The following is a 16,789-nucleotide window of genomic DNA, read 5'->3' as shown; positions in this document are numbered from 1 at the left end:
TAGACCCCGACTGGGAAGGAGCAGACCGTGGATGCTGTCACCGACGAAGCCTTCCGTGAACAGGTGCGCGGCTGGCTCCGCGACAATTTGACCGGTGAATGGTCTGCATTGCGTGGGCTCGGCGGTCCGGGTCGCGATCACGAGGCGTTTGAGCAGCGACATGCGTGGAACCGTCACCTCGCCGAACACGGCTGGACCTGTCTGGGGTGGCCGCAGGAGTACGGCGGCCGTGGTCTTAGCTTGACGCAACAGGTGATCTTCCACGAGGAATACGCTCGCTCTGGTGCGCCAGCGACGGTGAATCATTTGGGTGAGCAGTTACTCGGCCCGACCTTGATCGAGTTCGGCACCGACGACCAACGAGCACGCTTCTTGCCGGCGATTCGGTCGGTCGATGAACTTTGGTGCCAGGGCTACTCCGAGCCCGGCGCCGGCTCCGATCTTGCCGCAGTGAGCACCCGTGCAGTGTTCGACGATGCTGCTGGCGACGGAACGGCCGGCGAGTGGGTCGTTGATGGCCAGAAGATCTGGACGTCGCTCGCTGTCGAGGCAGACTGGATTTTTGTGCTCGCACGGACCGAGCGCGGCTCAGTCGGTCACCGCGGACTTTCCTTCCTCCTGATGGAACTCGATCAGCCGGGCATCGAAATTCGACCGATCGAACAAATCACCGGCGGCTCGGAGTTCAATGAAGTCTTCTTTTCCAGTGCCCGAACTGCCGCGTCCATGCTCGTGGGTGAGGCCGGCGATGGTTGGCGGGTTGCAATGGCGCTGCTGGGCTTTGAACGCGGCGTGTCCGTACTTGGCCAGCAAGTGGGCTTTGAGCGTGAGCTGGACGATCTGATTGACCTTGCACGAAACAATGGCAGCCTTGCTGACCCAGTGCTTTGTGACCGGTTGGCGCGACAGAGTGCGGAATTCGAGATGATGCGGGCTAACGCCGTCCGTTCGCTGACGGCGGCGACACCGGGCGCCGACAGCATCGCAAAATTGGTCTGGGCGGGCTGGCACCGACGGCTGGGCGAACTTGCCATGGAGGTTGTTGGAGCAGCATCGCTGACCGCTTCATTAACATCGGGCGAGCTGGATCGCTGGCAACGACTCTTTCTCTTCTCGCGTGCGGACACGCTGTATGGCGGTAGCGACGAGATTCAACGCAATATTCTCGCCGAGCGTGTGCTCGGCCTTCCCAAGGAGCCCCGCGGATGACAACTATGCGACCCGAACAACCTACTCCTGATTATGTTCCGGGGCACGATCTGCTGGCCGGCAAGGTGGTGGTCGTGACTGCCGCGGCTGGCGCTGGGATCGGCGCCGCCGTTGCACGGCGCGCACTTGAAGAAGGCGCTGCTGTGCTGGTCATTAGCGACACCCACGAACGCCGCCTCGCGGAGGCGCAAGAATTGCTCGCCGCCGAGTTCGGGGCTGAGCGAGTTCGCGCTCTCCTCGTGGATGTGACCGACGAGGCTCAGGTGCAAGCACTGCTCGACGTTGCTGATGAGCACGGCGGTGTCGACGTGATGATCAACAATGCGGGCCTCGGTGGCACCGCCGACGTATTGGACATGACCGACGATGAATGGTCGCGCGTATTGGAGATCACGCTGACCGGCACATTCCGGTGCGTCCGTGCCGCGGGCAACCGAATGCGGGCGGCGGGCAAACGCGGGGTGATCGTGAATAACGCGTCAGTGATCGGCTGGCGTGCACAGGAGGGTCAGGCGCATTACGCCGCCGCGAAAGCGGGCGTAATGGCGCTGACTCGTTGCGCCGCCCTTGACGTGGCACCATACGGGATTCGGATTAACGCGGTGGCACCATCGCTCGCGATGCACCCATTCCTGGCGAAGGTCACGAGCGACGAACTGCTGGCCGAACTTAAGCAGCGAGAAGCCTTTGGTCGTGCTGCCGAGCCGTGGGAGGTCGCCAATGTGATGGTGTTCCTCGCCTCGGACTACTCCTCCTACCTCACCGGCGAGGTTGTTTCCGTGTCGAGCCAGCGGGCGTGATCGGATGACCGATCAGACCCATACCTCGACGCGGCGGGACGAACTCCTGCAGATTGCGGCCGAGCTGTTTGCGACGAAAGGCTTCAAGAACACGACAGTGCGCGACATTGCTGAGGCGGCCGGGATCCTGAGTGGCTCGCTCTATCACCACTTTGACTCCAAGGAGTCGATGGTCGATGAGATACTGTCCTCTTTCCAAGAAGAACTGTTTGGCAAATACACCGAGATTTTGGCCGACACGGCTGACCCGCGAGCCAAGCTCGAAGCGGCCGTTCGGGTGTCATTCGAAGCGATCGACAAGCGCCGCAATGAAGTCGCCATCTTCCAGAACGAGGCCGCTTTCCTCGGCACCTTCGACCGCTTCGACTACCTCGCTGATCGCAATCGCCAATCGCGTGACGTCTGGCTGACGCTGCTCGGCGAGGGAGTCCGCTCAGGTGCATTGCGCCAAGACCTCGATGTCGAGTTGGTGTACCGCTTCATCCGCGACACAGTCTGGGTCGCGGTGCGGTGGTATCGCCCCGGCGGCAAACTCAATCACCACGTTGTGGCCGACCAATACCTCACAATTCTCCTCGACGGGATCACCTCATGAATTCCCCAAATTCGAACACAGCTACCGCATACATCATCGACGCCGTAAGAACCCCGATCGGCAAACGCGGCGGCTCGCTCGCCAGCATGCACTCGGCCGATCTGGGCGCCCACGTCATGCGTGCGTTGGTCGATCGCACCGGCGTCGACCCGGGTGCAGTCGATGACGTGATCATGGGCTGTTGCGACACGATCGGCTCCCAGGCTGGCGACGTCGCCCGGACCGCCTGGCTAGTGGCCGGGTTGCCCGACCATGTCCCGGGCGTGACCATCGATCGGCAATGCGGCTCGTCCCAACAAGCGGTGCACTTTGCCGCGCAAGGGGTGATGTCCGGGACGCAGGATCTGGTGGTGGCAGGTGGGCTGCAAAACATGAGCGCGATCCCGATCTCCGCGGCGATGCTGGTGGCTGACCAGTACGGCTTCAGTACGCCGTTCGCGGAGTCTCCGGGTTGGCACGCACGTTATGGCGACCAAGAGGTCAGCCAGTTTCGCTCCGCCGAGATGATTGCCGAAAAATGGGGGTTCAGCCGCGAGCAGTTGGAGGAATTCGCACTGACATCACACGAGCGCGCATTGGCGGCGATCGCCGACGGACGGTTCGATGCTGAGGTCGTTCCGGTCGGTGATTTTGCTGTCGACGAGACGCCACGGCATACGTCGATGGAGAAGATGGCCGGATTGCAGCCGCTCTCACCTGGCAGCCGAATCACCGCCGCCGTCGCGTCGCAGATCAGTGACGCCGCCAGCGCATTGCTGATTGCGTCTGAGCAGGCCATGAAGGATCACCAGCTCACACCACGAGCCCGCGTGCACCACATCTCGGTGCGGGCCGATGATCCGATCTGGATGTTGACCGGTCCGATCGCGGCGACTCGTCATGCGTTGAAAAAGTCTGGAATGTCCATTGCCGACATTGACCTGTTCGAGTGCAACGAGGCCTTCGCGCCGGTCGTGCTGGCATGGATGCAGGAGTTCGACGTGCCGCATGAGCGGGTCAACGTCAACGGCGGCGGTATCGCGCTGGGGCATCCCATTGGCGCGACCGGGGCTCGACTCATGACGACGCTGCTGAACGAATTGGAGCGTACCGGCGGTCGCTATGGCTTGCAGACCATGTGTGAAGGTGGCGGTCAGGCAAACGTCACCATCATCGAAAGGCTCTGAGATGGCAGTTTCGGGAACCACGGAATTCGACGTCAAGGCAACGCCTGAGCAAGTCATGGACGCGGTCGCCGCGATCGAAGATCTGCCCCAACGGTCCGGCCCACATCAGTCCGCCGAGGTCGAGTCCCGACACAACGATGGCCGCCCGCAACGGGTTCGCGCCAAGGTGAGTGCGGCTGGGTTCAAGGACGAAGAGGTGACTGACTACACGTGGGATGGCCTGAATTCGGTGACTTGGACCCTCGCCGAGAGTTCGGTGCAGTCCAAGCAGATTGGCACCTACATACTCACGCCAACCGACACCGGCACGCATATCGTGCTGGATCTGGAGATCGGTGTGAAAGTGCCGATGCCCGGATTCGTACTCAAACGCGTACTGAAGACTGCGCTCGACACCGGCAGCAAGGATTTTAAGAAGTACCTAGAAAGCCGCTGATTTTCAATCAGCCCGTTGGACGTTCCAACCCTCGGGCGACTGCGGATGCAGGATCGCGTCGGTGCCGCCATCGGCGTAGACGACGGAGCCGACCATCAGGCTGCTTGCGCCGGACAGCATGAAGGCGATCAGCGCGGCGATCTCCTCGGGCTGTCCCACCCGGCCGATCGCCGACGGATAGGACTCGATCAGTGGTCCGATCTCCGGATCCGCCAGGAGCTGATCGGTCATCGGGCTAGCGATCATGCCCGGCGCCACCGCATTGAGTCGGATTCCCTGTCCGATCCAATTTTCGGTGACACCTTCGCGCCGCGCCCACCACGCCAAGGCGGCCTTCGTTGCGGGATAGACCAGCACCGAATCGGCTTTGGCCGCATCGGCGCGAGCCGCTTGTTCATCGCCGGCAAGACAACGGTCGGCGACCGATACGCGCCAACCGGGCATGCCGGTAATCGAGTTTGAAGCGATGAAGACGACGCTTGCGCCTCGCGCGGCAGCGAGCTGTGAGTGGAGCCCGCGGGCAAGGGCCACAGCGCCGAAGAAGTTCACCGAGACTACAAGTGCGGAGTCGATGCCAGTGGCGCCGGCGATGCCCGCGCAGGGCACCAACCCGTCCACTACGTTGGTCAACTGTTGGATTTCGGCGACGGCTTCGGCGCGACCGGCGGGTGTGGCGAGGTCGGCGACTATGTCGGCATCGTGCAGGTCGACGGTGATCACTCGGTCACCTTGCTCGCGCAGCAAGGTGGTGGTGGCAGCACCGATCCCGCTGGCTGCGCCACTGACGACATACGTCTTCATACGTGTTGGCCGATGATGGTGTGGAACATGCGGAAACTGTAGCCAATTTAGGGTTTCGAATTGATGGTTGCGGTCGGCGCGTACACCTGCGAAACTAGAACAGGTTCTAGTTACTCTCCGAACACAACATTGGTGAAAGGCCCTTCGCGCCATGATCAACACGTACGAGTTGACCGATCTGGACATGCTTGAAGCCGAAGCTGTGCACATCTTCCGCGAGGTGGCCGCGACGATCGAACGGCCAGCCATGTTGTTCTCTGGCGGCAAAGATTCGGTTGTGATGTTGCACCTGGCGACGAAGGCTTTCTGGCCAGCGCCCGTGCCATTCCCGCTGATGCACGTCGACACTGGCCAGAACTTCGACGCGGTCATCGAGTTCCGAGACCGCACGGTTGAACGGCATGGACTGAGGTTGATCGTCGCGAGTGTGCAGGACGACATTGACACCGGTCGCGCCGTCGAAATCGGCGGTCCACTGGGTCCGCGCAACAAACTCCAGACGGTGTCGCTGTTGCGTGGCATCAAGGAGAATCAGTTCGGTGCAGTGTTTGGCGGTGCGCGTCGCGACGAGGAGAAGGCGCGCGCCAAGGAGCGCGTCTTCAGTTTCCGCGATGAGTTCGGCCAATGGGATCCGAAGAACCAGCGCCCGGAGGTTTGGAGTCTCTACAACGGACGCCACCGCAACGGCGAAAACATGCGCGTTTTCCCATTGTCCAACTGGACCGAGCTCGACATCTGGAACTACATCCTCCAGGAGCAGATCGTCCTTCCGAGCCTGTACTACGCGCACAACCGCACCGTTGTCGAACGCGCCGGCATGTTGCTCGCGGTCAACCGGTTCATCCAACCGCTCACGGACGAAGAGCCGTTCGAGGCGAGCGTACGATTCCGTACGATCGGTGACGCCACCTGCACCGGCTGCGTCGAATCTGAGGCAACCACCCGTGAAGCAGTGGTCAACGAAGTGGCGGCTGCGCGCATCACCGAACGAGGAGCAACTCGAGCCGACGATCGGATTTCCGAGGCCGGCATGGAGGATCGCAAAAAAGAGGGGTACTTCTGATGTCACAACTGCTGCGCATCGCGACGGCCGGTAGCGTCGATGACGGAAAGTCCACCCTGATCGGGCGGCTGCTCTTCGACGGCAAGGCGATCTTCGAAGACCAACTCGGCGCCGTGGAGTCCGCTAGTGCTGCTCGTGGACATGAAGGTCCCGACCTGGCGCTGCTCACCGACGGTCTGCGGGCCGAGCGCGAACAGGGCATCACGATTGATGTGGCGTACCGTTATTTTGCGACCCCAAACCGCAAGTTCATCATCGCTGACACCCCCGGCCACATTCAGTACACCCGCAATATGGTCACCGGTTCATCCACCGCCGACGTCGCATTGATCCTGATCGACGCCAGGCACGGTGTACTTGAGCAGTCACGGCGGCATGCATTCCTGGCGACTCTTTTGGGCATCCCGCACCTCGTGCTATGTGTGAATAAAATGGACCTCGTCGACTATTCGCAGGAGCGCTTCAACGAGATCCGTGCAGAGTTCGCGGCGTTCGCATCAAAGCTCGATGTCGCCGACCTGTCCTTCATCCCGATCTCGGCACTGCTGGGTGACAACGTCGTCACCGCCAGCACCGCGATGCCTTGGTACGAAGGACCCGCGCTGCTCGGGCACCTCGAGGAGTTGCATGTTGCTTCCGACCGCAACCTCATCGATACACGGATGCCAATCCAGTATGTGATCAGGCCGCAACAAGACGACTTCCACGACTTCCGCGGTTATGCCGGGACGGTCGCTGGCGGTGTCTTCCGACCGGGCGACGAGATTGTCGTCTTGCCGTCGGGTTTCTCGACGACGGTGAGCAACGTATGGGGGCCAGGCGGAGCCAAGCTGAACCAGGCATTCACCGGCCAGGCCGTGACGATCGAGTTGACCGACAACCTCGACGTCAGCCGCGGCGACATGCTGTGCCGGCCGAATAATCGGCCGATCAGCAGTCAGGACGTTGACGCGATGATCTGCTGGATGGACAGTGACGCCACGCTGTCGACCGACGCGACCTATGCGATCTTGCACACCACACGAGACACCCGCGTCGCGGTGAAGGACCTTGAATACCGGCTGGACATCAACACGCTGCACCGCGATGAAGAAGCGGTCACCTTGGGACTGAATGAGATCGGTCGGGTGCGGCTGCGCACGCAGAAGCCGTTGCACTTCGACCCCTACCGCCGCAATCGAGACACCGGCAGTTTCATCTTGGTTGACGAGGCCACTAACAACACCGTTGCCGCTGGCATGATCCTCGGCGCGAGCCAGGACGAGCCCAATATCGTTTGGCATAGCGGTGCTGTGACCCGCGAGCAGCGCAAGACCAAAGGTATGACGCTCTGGATCACCGGATTGTCTGGCTCGGGCAAATCGAGCGTGGCCGTTGAGGTGGAGCGCCGCCTAGTCGCGGCCGGCCAGCCGGCGTACATTCTTGACGGTGACAACCTGCGCCACGGACTCAACGCCAACCTCGGGTTCAGTCCCGAGGACCGGGAGGAGAACGTACGTCGTGTGGCCGAGGTGGCCAAACTCTTGGCTGATGCTGGCGTCGTCGCGATCGTCTCGCTGGTCAGTCCCTATCGTGCGCATCGGGACGCGGCGCGCGTGATTCACGAGGACGACGACTTGCCGTTCCTCGAGATCTTCATGGACACGCCCTTGGAAGTTGCCGAGGGCCGTGATCCGAAAGGCTTGTATGCGAAGGCGCGCGCGGGCGAGCTTCCGGATTTCACCGGCATCAGCGCGCCGTATGAGGCGCCACTGCGACCTGATCTGCTTTTGCGGCCGAGTGATGGCGATGCCGCAGCGCTCGCGGGAATGGTCATCGATCGCATTGAGGAATTGTGAGCGATTCGGCGTTTGCGGCTGATCTGGCCGAGCGAGCTGGTGCACTGCTGCTCGACCTGCAGCGCACCTCGGGACTGAGCGGCAAGGAACTGGGCAAGGCGGGCGACGCGAAAGCCAATGATCTGTTGCTCGATCTCATCGCGGCGGAACGTCCCGGTGATGCGGTGCTTTCGGAGGAATCTGCGGACTCTGCTGCGCGTCTCTCGGCGGATCGGGTCTGGATCATCGACCCGCTTGATGGCACCCGCGAATACGGTATGGAAGACCGCGACGACTGGGCCGTTCACGTCGCATTGTGGGAGCGGGGCGCTTCCGGTTCGGCGATTACTGCTGCGGCGGTGGCGCAGCCAGCCTTGTCGACCGTCTATTCGACTGGCGTTTCGGCGGCCGAGTACGTCGGCCGATCGCGGCCGATCTTTCTGGTGAGTGCGAGCCGGCCACCGGAGTTCGCTGCTTCGGTGGCGATGACTCTGGGTGCGGACATACAACCGATGGGATCGGCCGGGGCGAAGGCGATGGCTGTGCTGCGCGGTGACGCCGATGCCTACCTGCATGCGGGTGGTCAATGGGAATGGGACTCGGCGGCGCCGGTCGGTGTGGCACTGGCCGCTGGTCTGCACGCGTCGCGGGTAGATGGCTCGACATTGACCTACAACGCGGCTAATCCATACCTGCCGGACTTACTTATCTGTCGCGCTGATCTGGCCGCTGATCTGCTTGCCGCGATCGCAACAGCTAGCTAAAGACCGCCGACGAATGGCAGGCTCAACGTGCACGTGATCGGTCGGGGGTGTGCCGGATCGAGAGCATTGAGTACGTAGAGCGACGCGTTGCGGTCAGCTGCGATCTCGAAGTGCTCGGTGTAATCGAGTTTGCAGCGCTCCTGCAGGACGATGTTCGTCATGCCTTTCTCGATACCGCTCGTGTACGGCCGCACCAGTTCGTCGTACTTAGTCACGATGTTCACGTAGTGCACGCCAGGCACTGCGACGCCGCCCGCGCGGATCTGCTGCATGAAGGTCGAGTTCGGATCAAACTCTCCACACGCCACGCACACCGGAATCGCGGTCGGATCGAACCCTAGTGCCTTCGCGACGGGGGCAGGGACGAACTCCGTACCGTGCCACAGCGGCGCCAATGAGATGTAGTTATTCACCTTTGTCGCTCCACCGAGATACTTCAGGTAATACGCTGGCATCAGAGTCCCTTGCGAATGCCCGACGAGGTCGACCTTCGTGCTACCTGTGGCAGTGCGCACTCGGTCGATGAACCCACTCAGTTGCACCGCGCTGGAGCGCATGCTGGTGAACCCACCGAGCGCATTGACCGGGTAAGGCGCAGGGAGGGCGCCGTACGTTAGCGAGTAAACGCAGTATCCGTTGTTCTTCAGTAATGGGCCGTACGTCTGCCAGTTCGTGCTCTGGTTGCCGAACGTGCCGTGCACGAGCACGACTGGGCGGGGGTGCGCCGCCGTTGGCTTGCACGTCCAGTCATTCGTACCGGGCGCATTGGAGCCGGGGGTCCCACCGAAAACTGCAGCGGGCAAGAAGTTGTAGGGCACCGGGAGCGGCTTAGCGGCTGCCGTCGCGGGCGACACTGCAAGGGTCAGTGCGACAAGCGTCAGTGCGATGAGGACCGTTGCGATGGTGGTGATTCGGCGCATGTGGACCCCCATGAGTAGAGCGCGTTCTGACCAATGCAACGAGCAAACGTACGGAAAGTGACGATCCGGCAATGTCTCAGAGGTAGCTGCTTACCCGCATCACGGTCGTAACCCCGCCAAGCGCGCGAACTCCCAATGCACTAACTGCGGCCGACCGCTGTCAGGCTTTTGAGCGTCTGGTTCACGGTCGGTAGGTGTCCGCGGATCGACACCACGACGAAGTCTCGTGAGAAGTGGGCCTCATCCCCGTTCCAGTAGCCTTGGCAAGATGGATAACAGCCTCACGACGATTCCGCTTCGGTCAGACCGTTGAGATTGGTCAGGGGCAGCCTGCTGAGGGCTTTCATTCCGCTGGCCATCATGTGGGGGATGGCGTTGGCCCAACAACTCACTGACCAACGCTCGGGCGCAAGGAGCACCTTCTTGGTTGGCGTGATCGTCGCCGCAGTGGCTGGTTTCTCTGTGATTTACGACATCGAGTCTTGGAGTGTGCTGAAGCAGAGCCTTGTGCACACTGGCTGCATGGCGGTCGTCGTGCTGCCGTGCCTTTTCCTCAGTGGTTGGTTCGCGACTGATGGACCCTTGGATGTACTCGTTATTTTGGGCTACTTCATCGTGACCGGCATCGTGATCTGGAGCATCGGCTATCTCGTTTTCGGGAAGATGCTCAACGGTTCCAGACGAGACCCTCGCGAAACGCATCGTGGCGCATAGACGTGCCAAGATTTGCGGCTCGTTGTGTCAGTCCATTGCCCGAACAAGCAAGGTAATCAAGTCTTACAGGTCAGATCCACAGCTTGGTCATGTAGCCAAGGCTGTTTGTGTTTTTCTACCGCTGGCTATTGGCGGAGGTGGCCGAGTAAGGGTGGTGGGTTTGAGTGGTATTGGTGGCCGGTTGGGGTGGTCCAGGTGGTGGTTTTGCCGTTGGCTTCGACTTTCCAGCCGGGTTGGTGCTTGATGGTGTGTGATCGTTTGCAGAGGCCTTGGCCGTTGTTTTCGGTTGTGGGTCCGCCTTGTTCGTGCGGCTGGACATGATCCAGGTCGCGAATCTTACAGTCCTCCACCGCCGCTACGCGCCTTTTTGCGGTGGCTCCATTGCCGGGTTGGCGGCAGCGGCGGTCTCGGCTGCGGATGTGGGCGGCGAGTGGGGCGTCGAAGCGGCGTCGGCGGGGGTCGCGGGCCAGCAGTGTGCCGTCGACGGGATCGGTTAGCAGTCGGCGGATGGAGGCGTGGTGGGCTTGGGCGATGAGTTCGTCGGCGATGTCGGGGCTGATGGGTCCGTAGCCGGTGAGGTCTGCGGGGTCGTTGCCGAACCCGATTAGGGTGGCGGCGTCCATGACGACGGCGGGGCAGAGGGTGATGCGGCAGTCGGCGCGGTTGGTGGCGGCCCTGGTGCGGGCGGCTTCGGCGTCGATACTGATCACTGCGTAGCGGGTGAGTTGGGCGGCTTTCACATGTGTCAGTCCGGGAAGCCGGGGCGCGATCTCGCCATCGAGGATGATGAAGTCGTCCAGCGCGAGTGATTCTGATTCGCGTACGACCGCATGTACGACGGCTTCACTGATGATCCCTGCGTGGAAGAGGTCGGACACGTGGGGAAGATTCGGCAGTGCCATCGCGAGTCCGAATTGGGTGCCGGCTGTGCTGGGGGAGATGTTGCGGGCCATCGCGACTTCCCCGATGACCGATAGTGCTGGGTCGGCGCCACCGAGGGGCATCAGTTCGCGGCGTTCGCGTCGTAGTGCACCGATGTGTGAAAGTTGTTCAGCTTGGGCCGAACAGATCAGCCGGTCGAGGGTTTTGATCGCCTCAATCCGGGAAGCGCCAGCTTCGTCGGCGGGGTCCGAGGTGTAGTCATGCGCGCGGATCTCCCAGAGGAGGTCAACGGCAGAAACGTTATCGAATACGTGTTCGAGTCTAGTCGAAAAACCCCCGCAAAACAAGAGAAAAACAAACCCGTGGACAAGGCGTGATATCTAGCCTAAGTAGGTGTGAGCTCGTTTCAGTGCGCCCGCAGCGTCAGTGACGATTCGGTCGATCAGCACCTCGCAACTGGGCAAGTCATCGATCACGCCGACCACCTGACCGGAGGCCAGCACCCCCGCCGTGGCGTCACCATCGACCAGTCCGGCTTTGAGCATCATTGGTGTGTTTGCAGCCAAGGCCAGCTGGCCGAGCGTCCGTCCCTGTTCCTTGCGCATGGAGCGGCCGTCGATCGCGAGCTGCTTCCACGTCATTCCGGCCATCCTCTTGAACTCAAGAGTGCGCCGAGCGGTAGGAATAAGGCGTCGTATGCCAGCGCTGCCCTCGACCTGCTCGACGAGGTCGGTGCGTAACATTCGGTGCGGCATTCCGTCGACCTTCTTGGTCACCACGGTGTCGTTCAGGCCAGCCGCCAAATAGCGTTGTTTGACCGCATCCGGAACTCGGCTGTCCGCGGTTAACAGGAACCTCGTGCCCATACCGACACCGGCAGCGCCATAGGAAAGTGCGGCGGCCAAGCCGCGACCGTCGAAGAAGCCGCCGGCCGCAATGACCGGGATATCGACCGCATCGAGCACGGTCGGCAGCAGCAGGGTGGTGGGGACTGAGCCGGTATGCCCGCCGCCTTCGCCGCCTTGGATCATCACGGCGTCGGCACCCCAGGAGGCCACTTTCACCGCATGTTTAGGCAGGCCGACGCTGGGAATGACGACAATGTCGTGTTCCTTGAGGCGGGCAATAAGTTCCGGTTTTGGCGCGAGCGCGAAGGAAGCCACTTTCACGCTGTATTCGATCAGTAGATCGCATCGGGCCGGAGCATCGGCAGCATCGGCGCGCAGGTTGACGCCAAAGGGTTTGTCGGTGCGTTCCTTGACCTCAATGATTGCCTGCTCAAGCTCCTGAAGCGTCATCGTGGCGGATGCGAGGATGCCAAGCCCACCGGCGTTGGCGGTGCCGCTGACCAGGCTGGGACCGGCCACCCAGCCCATGCCGGTCTGTACGACCGGGTGGCGGACCCCCGTGAGCTTGGTGAGCGGCGTCGACAGCAGTTGATCGATCACTGTGTCTGTTCTTTCTGGGCCGGCACTTCGCGATCGCGGAGACTTTTTGGGTCCAGCAATTCGCGGATCAGGATCAGCTCGGCGGCGGTCGGTTCACGAGTCTCAGGCACGTCGCCGTCGGCGTGGATCTCACACCCGCTGGCGGCACGAACGTCGTCGACGGTCACGCCAGGGTGGACCGAGACGAATCGCAGAGTATGTCCTGGACCGCCGAAATCGAAGACTCCGAGGTCGGTGACCAGACGGTGGACATCGTGGAATTTTGCGGCTGCCGGACCGGCGGCTTCGGCCCGGGTGCGACCGACACCAGAAACAATGTCGACCTCTTCCACCAAGACTCGAGGCGAGTGCTTCGGCACCCAATAAGACGTTCTGTTGTTGACCGTGTTTCCCGGCGCACCGCGCACGCCAAGAAGCTGGCGTTTTGGGCGGTCCCACGGACCGATCGCGGAGATGTTCTGGTTGCCGTGCCGGTCGACTTGAGTAGCGCCCATCATGACGTGCCGCTTGCCATACGGGACGACTGCTTCCAGCACGAGGCGGAACGGCATCCAGCCTTCGACAACATCAGCACTCTGGCCCAGCGGCGGCGTGCCCTGCAGGATCCGGGCCTCACCATCGGTCAGCAACAGATGGGGGTTCGAGGTGTTCTTGGCCAGCCTGGCGCCCAGCGTGGGGAGCAAACCCATCGGGCTGCCCATGATTTCGCCGTCGTCGGCGAAGCAGTCCGCGATGGCCACGGCGCAATATTCAGCGCGAGTCACGTCGGTCATTTGCTTTCATTCTCCTCATGGAACGCGGTCACCGCGGCCTGATAGGCAGCTTCGTCGCCGGCGAGGAATCGGTCAGCAAACTCAGGCCAGTCTTCGGCTGACTTCGCGGCGGCTGCGTATGCCTTCTGGAACTTCTCATCGCGCTCGTAGTTCGGGGCGCAACTGGTGAAATGGGCGCCGTTCGGCGTCTCGACCACACCAGAAACCATGGTGCGATTGAGCAGCAAGCTCTGCAACGGTGCGTCAACGGTCAGACCGGCGGTGTCGATGATCTGCTCGGTGGACACGTATGCCTCGCGGGCGGCCATGCAGAACAGGTCGTCGAAGTAAGGATCGGGGCCGAGATACTGCGCATTGCCCAGATTGTCCGCTCGGTTCATGTGCACCAAGGCCACGTCGAGCGTGAGCGCTGGTACGGCGACCAGTTCCTCATCGTCGTCATACGGTGAGGTGACCGTACGTAGATCGGTGTCGTTCTCAAGCACAGCGGAGCCGAGTCCGCCGCGCATCGGTAGGAATGAGATGCGTTGGGCGGCCGCGCGTAGACCGGTTTGAACCATACCTTCATCCCACTCGCGGAACTGCGCGGTGCCGTCTTGGCGAGCGCGGCAGAACAGTGGCTCCAACGCGATCGAGTCCAGCGTGGCGAAAGCGTACGTAACTCGCCGAACCTTCCCGGCAGCGAGCAGCAAGCCGACGTCTGCGCCCGCATACGAGACGATATCCAGGTCGGTGAGGTCACTACGCAGGATCGCGCGAACGAGCGCCATCGGCTTGCGTCGCGATCCCCAACCGCCGATACCGATCGTCATCCCGCTCTCGATGCGGGCGACCACCTCGTCGATCGTGAGTTCCTTGGACGGTGCTCTCATCGGCTGCCTCCATGGGCTTTGTCAGTTCCTGAGCTGCGCTCACTTTTCGCCGTCCCGGCACTCTGTTCACTTTTCGCCGTCCCGGCGAAGTCATCGCGAAGTTCGTCGCTCACGCCCATCAAGTTGAGCTCCATCGTGAAGCCCTGCTCGAAGCGGTAGCTTCGGTTGACGTCGATCGGATCGATGCCGTTGAGCGCTTCCTTGGCGGCACGGATGACCCTGCCGTCTTTGGCCGCGATCTCGGCCGCCAAACTCAGCGCCAGATCGTCCAGCTGATCGCGCGGGACGACGTCGTACACCGAGCCGTGCTGAACCAGATCGGCTGCCGAGATGGTCCGCGCGGTGAAGTAGAGCGTGCGCATTAGGTGTTGAGGAACGAGTCGGGCGAGGTGGGTGGCGGCCCCGAGCGCGCCCTGATTGACTTCGGGAACCCCGAAGTAGGCATCGTCACTGGCGACGACAATGTCGGCGTTGCCGACGAGGCCCACGCCACCGCCGAGGCAGAAGCCGTGTACGGCGGCGATTACCGGAACGGCGCACTCATAGACCGCCTTGAAGGCGGCGAAGCAGCCCTTGTTCGCGCCGATCAGAGCATCGAAGCCCGTCGTATTCTGCATCTCCTTGATGTCCACGCCGGCGTTGAAGCCCTTGCCCTCGGCACGGAGCACGACCACCTTGACGGCGGGATTGCTCGCGACGGTGTTCAGGACATCGGCCAGGTCGAACCAGCTCTGCACCGGGAGTGCATTGACTGGCGGGTGATTCATCGTGACGACGAGGATGCCATCGCCTCGGAGGTCGGAAGTGACACTCATTGTTACCTACCTGCCAATCTGTCTACCAATGTGCCCCAACCTAACATTTGCTTGGTAGCCTAGCAGTATGACTTTGGCACTGGACCTCTCTGGACGCGTCGCGCTAGTTACCGGCGGCGCTCGCGGGATCGGCCGGGGCATTGCCGCCGTGTTGGTCGAGGCGGGTGCCACCGTGGTGACCTGTGGACGTTCTGCCGTCGACGATCCGGTGGCAGGCACCGAGTACGTCGTCTGCGACGTCCGCGAAGTTGACGCTGTTGATTCGTTGATCGCCGGGATCGTCGCCGACCATAGCCGGCTCGATCTGCTGGTCAACAATGCCGGTGGCGCGCCGTATGCGCTGGCAGCCGACTCGAGCTCGCGACTCGATGAGAAGATTCTCGGCCTGAACCTCACTGCGGTGCTGACTGCGTCCAAGGCAGCAAATGCGGTTATGCAGCAACAGACCGCTGGTGGCACGATCGTGAATATCTCGTCAGTGTCTGCGCTGCGGCCCTCGCCCGGTACCGCGTCATACGGTGCGGCAAAGGCTGGCGTGGACTCGCTGACCAAGACATTGGCCGTCGAATGGGCCCCGCGTGTCCGGGTCAACAGCATCGATGTCGGCCTGTGCCGCACCGAGCAAACCGAGGATCACTACGGCGGCGACGACACCGTTGCCGCGATCGAGTCCACCATCCCGCTCGGGCGGATGGCCGAGCCGGGGGAGATCGGCAACGTCGTCGCATTCCTGGCCTCAGACCTTGCATCGTATGTTTCTGGCGCCAACCTCGCCTGCCACGGCGGCGGCGAGCCCCCGGTATTTCTACACGTCATCACCAAGGAGCAAAAGTGACTATTCTTGAAGGTCGGATCGCCATTGTTACGGGCGCAGGCCGCGGGATCGGTAGGGCGCACGCGCTCGAGCTGGCCAGGCAGGGCGCGAAGGTAGTGGTCAACGACTTCGGCGTCTCGTTGGCCGGCGAGAAGGAGGAATCTCCTGCCGACGCGGTCGTGGCAGAGATCAAGGCGTTGGGCGGTGAAGCGGTCACGAACGGTGCCGACGTCGCCGACTTCGCGCAGGCCGAAGCTATGGTCCAGCAGGCGATCGACACGTTCGGTGGGCTCGACATCTTGGTCAACAATGCCGGTTTCGTCCGCGACCGGATGCTGGTCAACACCTCAGAGGAGGAGTGGGACGCAGTTATTCGCGTGCACCTCAAGGGGCATTTTGCGCCGCTACGCCATGCGGGCGCGTACTGGCGTGCCGAGTCTAAAGAAGGTCGCCAGCGGGATGCTCGCGTCATTAACACGTCGTCCGGCGCCGGCCTGCAGGGCTCGATCGGTCAGACGACATACTCCTCCGCCAAGGCGGGCATCGCTGGTATGACGCTGGTCGCGGCCGCCGAGTTGGGACGCTATGGCGTCACAGTCAACGCGATCGCGCCGGTGGCCCGGACCCGGATGACCGAGGGTGCCTTCGACACATCCGCGATGGCGGTGCCCGAGGACAACTCACCGATCGTCGCGTGGCTGGCATCGGTCGAAGCCAGCGACATCACCGGCCGCGTGATCGAAATCGACGGCGGTCAGATCTGCGTGGAGCAGGGCTGGGCGCACGGCCCGAAGCGTGACATTGGGCAGCGCTGGGAGACCGCCGAGGTCGGTACGGCGCTGCGCGAGCTGATTGCCGACGGCGCAGCCCCCGAGCCGGTATACGGAGCCAACTGACGAC

General features: G+C 62.2%; 18 protein-coding genes. 11 read left to right on the top strand and 7 right to left on the bottom strand.

Annotated elements, in window-relative coordinates:
• The first annotated feature begins 27 nt into the window (after positions 1-27).
• From AC2YB9_RS15610 to AC2YB9_RS15590, 5 genes are read left to right on the top strand one after another with little or no spacing between them, the layout of a single operon-like run.
• Positions 28-1,209, top strand: coding sequence for an acyl-CoA dehydrogenase family protein (locus AC2YB9_RS15610; RefSeq protein ID WP_487266280.1), 1,182 nt, complete (start codon positions 28-30; stop codon positions 1,207-1,209).
• The gene (locus tag AC2YB9_RS15605) at positions 1,206-2,009 is read left to right on the top strand and encodes an SDR family oxidoreductase (protein ID WP_487266279.1); all 804 of its coding nucleotides are present in this window, start codon (positions 1,206-1,208) and stop codon (positions 2,007-2,009) included. The genes AC2YB9_RS15610 and AC2YB9_RS15605 overlap by 4 nt, the downstream gene beginning before the upstream one ends.
• Positions 2,010-2,013: 4 nt before the next feature.
• A complete protein-coding gene (locus tag AC2YB9_RS15600) occupies positions 2,014-2,604 on the top strand; it encodes a TetR/AcrR family transcriptional regulator (RefSeq protein WP_487266278.1) in 591 nt (196 codons plus the stop codon).
• Positions 2,601-3,770, top strand: coding sequence for an acetyl-CoA C-acetyltransferase (locus AC2YB9_RS15595; RefSeq protein ID WP_487266277.1), 1,170 nt, complete (start codon positions 2,601-2,603; stop codon positions 3,768-3,770). The genes AC2YB9_RS15600 and AC2YB9_RS15595 overlap by 4 nt, the downstream gene beginning before the upstream one ends.
• Position 3,771: 1 nt before the next feature.
• Positions 3,772-4,206, top strand: coding sequence for an SRPBCC family protein (locus AC2YB9_RS15590; protein WP_487266276.1), 435 nt, complete (start codon positions 3,772-3,774; stop codon positions 4,204-4,206).
• Between the two features lie 3 nt (positions 4,207-4,209).
• Here the strand turns inward: AC2YB9_RS15590 and AC2YB9_RS15585 are convergent, their stop codons facing one another.
• Complete coding sequence (locus AC2YB9_RS15585) at positions 4,210-5,007, bottom strand: SDR family oxidoreductase (protein ID WP_487266275.1); 798 nt, start codon at positions 5,005-5,007, stop codon at positions 4,210-4,212.
• A gap of 151 nt (positions 5,008-5,158) precedes the next feature.
• Between AC2YB9_RS15585 and cysD the strand changes: the two genes are divergently transcribed.
• Genes cysD through AC2YB9_RS15570 form a run of 3 tightly spaced genes read left to right on the top strand, consistent with a single transcriptional unit; the run spans position 5,159 to position 8,651 of the window.
• On the top strand, positions 5,159-6,070 hold the full coding sequence (gene cysD / locus AC2YB9_RS15580) for a sulfate adenylyltransferase subunit CysD (protein ID WP_487266274.1): 912 nt from the start codon (positions 5,159-5,161) through the stop codon (positions 6,068-6,070).
• Complete coding sequence (gene cysC / locus AC2YB9_RS15575) at positions 6,070-7,908, top strand: adenylyl-sulfate kinase (RefSeq protein WP_487266273.1); 1,839 nt, start codon at positions 6,070-6,072, stop codon at positions 7,906-7,908. The genes cysD and cysC overlap by 1 nt, the downstream gene beginning before the upstream one ends.
• Positions 7,905-8,651 (top strand): 3'(2'),5'-bisphosphate nucleotidase CysQ, encoded by a 747-nt coding sequence (locus AC2YB9_RS15570; protein WP_487266272.1) that lies wholly within the window; start codon positions 7,905-7,907, stop codon positions 8,649-8,651. Before cysC ends, AC2YB9_RS15570 begins: the two co-directional genes overlap by 4 nt.
• Here the strand turns inward: AC2YB9_RS15570 and AC2YB9_RS15565 are convergent.
• Positions 8,648-9,571: an esterase/lipase family protein gene (locus tag AC2YB9_RS15565; RefSeq protein WP_487266271.1), complete on the bottom strand. Its 924-nt coding sequence runs from the start codon at positions 9,569-9,571 to the stop codon at positions 8,648-8,650. The genes AC2YB9_RS15570 and AC2YB9_RS15565 overlap by 4 nt on opposite strands.
• A gap of 309 nt (positions 9,572-9,880) precedes the next feature.
• On the opposite strand from AC2YB9_RS15565, the gene AC2YB9_RS15560 reads away from it, so the two are divergent.
• Positions 9,881-10,285: a DUF3021 domain-containing protein gene (locus AC2YB9_RS15560; protein WP_487266270.1), complete on the top strand. Its 405-nt coding sequence runs from the start codon at positions 9,881-9,883 to the stop codon at positions 10,283-10,285.
• Between the two features lie 125 nt (positions 10,286-10,410).
• Here the strand turns inward: AC2YB9_RS15560 and AC2YB9_RS15555 are convergent, their stop codons facing one another.
• Genes AC2YB9_RS15555 through AC2YB9_RS15535 form a run of 5 tightly spaced genes read right to left on the bottom strand, consistent with a single transcriptional unit; the run spans position 10,411 to position 15,075 of the window.
• The gene (locus AC2YB9_RS15555) at positions 10,411-11,514 is read right to left on the bottom strand and encodes an HNH endonuclease (RefSeq protein ID WP_487266269.1); all 1,104 of its coding nucleotides are present in this window, start codon (positions 11,512-11,514) and stop codon (positions 10,411-10,413) included.
• A gap of 33 nt (positions 11,515-11,547) precedes the next feature.
• Positions 11,548-12,615 (bottom strand): NAD(P)H-dependent flavin oxidoreductase, encoded by a 1,068-nt coding sequence (locus tag AC2YB9_RS15550; RefSeq protein ID WP_487266268.1) that lies wholly within the window; start codon positions 12,613-12,615, stop codon positions 11,548-11,550.
• On the bottom strand, positions 12,612-13,388 hold the full coding sequence (locus tag AC2YB9_RS15545; protein WP_487266267.1) for a CoA-transferase subunit beta: 777 nt from the start codon (positions 13,386-13,388) through the stop codon (positions 12,612-12,614). The genes AC2YB9_RS15550 and AC2YB9_RS15545 overlap by 4 nt, the downstream gene beginning before the upstream one ends.
• The gene (locus AC2YB9_RS15540; RefSeq protein ID WP_487266266.1) at positions 13,385-14,260 is read right to left on the bottom strand and encodes a CoA transferase subunit A; all 876 of its coding nucleotides are present in this window, start codon (positions 14,258-14,260) and stop codon (positions 13,385-13,387) included. The genes AC2YB9_RS15545 and AC2YB9_RS15540 overlap by 4 nt, the downstream gene beginning before the upstream one ends.
• Entirely contained in the window at positions 14,257-15,075 is an 819-nt protein-coding gene (locus AC2YB9_RS15535; RefSeq protein WP_487266265.1) for an enoyl-CoA hydratase family protein, read from the bottom strand. Before AC2YB9_RS15535 ends, AC2YB9_RS15540 begins: the two co-directional genes overlap by 4 nt.
• A 67-nt stretch (positions 15,076-15,142) precedes the next feature.
• Between AC2YB9_RS15535 and AC2YB9_RS15530 the strand changes: the two genes are divergently transcribed.
• Positions 15,143-15,910, top strand: coding sequence for an SDR family oxidoreductase (locus AC2YB9_RS15530; RefSeq protein WP_487266264.1), 768 nt, complete (start codon positions 15,143-15,145; stop codon positions 15,908-15,910).
• A complete protein-coding gene (locus AC2YB9_RS15525; RefSeq protein WP_487266263.1) occupies positions 15,907-16,785 on the top strand; it encodes an SDR family oxidoreductase in 879 nt (292 codons plus the stop codon). The genes AC2YB9_RS15530 and AC2YB9_RS15525 overlap by 4 nt, the downstream gene beginning before the upstream one ends.
• Positions 16,786-16,789: the final 4 nt, after the last annotated feature.

Source organism: Aeromicrobium changchenzhani (assembly GCF_057586615.1).
Note: the sequence above shows the minus strand (reverse complement) of the source record. Positions and strands in the feature narration are given on the sequence as shown.

What these genes read in the sequence shown, in the direction of transcription:
- AC2YB9_RS15585 (WP_487266275.1), bottom strand. Translation starts at nt 5,007, where the DNA reads ATGAAGACGTATGTCGTCAGTGGCGCAGCCAGCGGGATCGGTGCTGCC.
- AC2YB9_RS15545 (WP_487266267.1), bottom strand. Translation starts at nt 13,388, where the DNA reads ATGACCGACGTGACTCGCGCTGAATATTGCGCCGTGGCCATCGCGGAC.
- cysC (WP_487266273.1), top strand. Translation starts at nt 6,070, where the DNA reads ATGTCACAACTGCTGCGCATCGCGACGGCCGGTAGCGTCGATGACGGA.
- cysD (WP_487266274.1), top strand. Translation starts at nt 5,159, where the DNA reads ATGATCAACACGTACGAGTTGACCGATCTGGACATGCTTGAAGCCGAA.
- AC2YB9_RS15605 (WP_487266279.1), top strand. Translation starts at nt 1,206, where the DNA reads ATGACAACTATGCGACCCGAACAACCTACTCCTGATTATGTTCCGGGG.
- AC2YB9_RS15595 (WP_487266277.1), top strand. Translation starts at nt 2,601, where the DNA reads ATGAATTCCCCAAATTCGAACACAGCTACCGCATACATCATCGACGCC.
- AC2YB9_RS15535 (WP_487266265.1), bottom strand. Translation starts at nt 15,075, where the DNA reads ATGAGTGTCACTTCCGACCTCCGAGGCGATGGCATCCTCGTCGTCACG.
- AC2YB9_RS15540 (WP_487266266.1), bottom strand. Translation starts at nt 14,260, where the DNA reads ATGAGAGCACCGTCCAAGGAACTCACGATCGACGAGGTGGTCGCCCGC.
- AC2YB9_RS15565 (WP_487266271.1), bottom strand. Translation starts at nt 9,571, where the DNA reads ATGCGCCGAATCACCACCATCGCAACGGTCCTCATCGCACTGACGCTT.
- AC2YB9_RS15590 (WP_487266276.1), top strand. Translation starts at nt 3,772, where the DNA reads ATGGCAGTTTCGGGAACCACGGAATTCGACGTCAAGGCAACGCCTGAG.
- AC2YB9_RS15530 (WP_487266264.1), top strand. Translation starts at nt 15,143, where the DNA reads ATGACTTTGGCACTGGACCTCTCTGGACGCGTCGCGCTAGTTACCGGC.
- AC2YB9_RS15600 (WP_487266278.1), top strand. Translation starts at nt 2,014, where the DNA reads ATGACCGATCAGACCCATACCTCGACGCGGCGGGACGAACTCCTGCAG.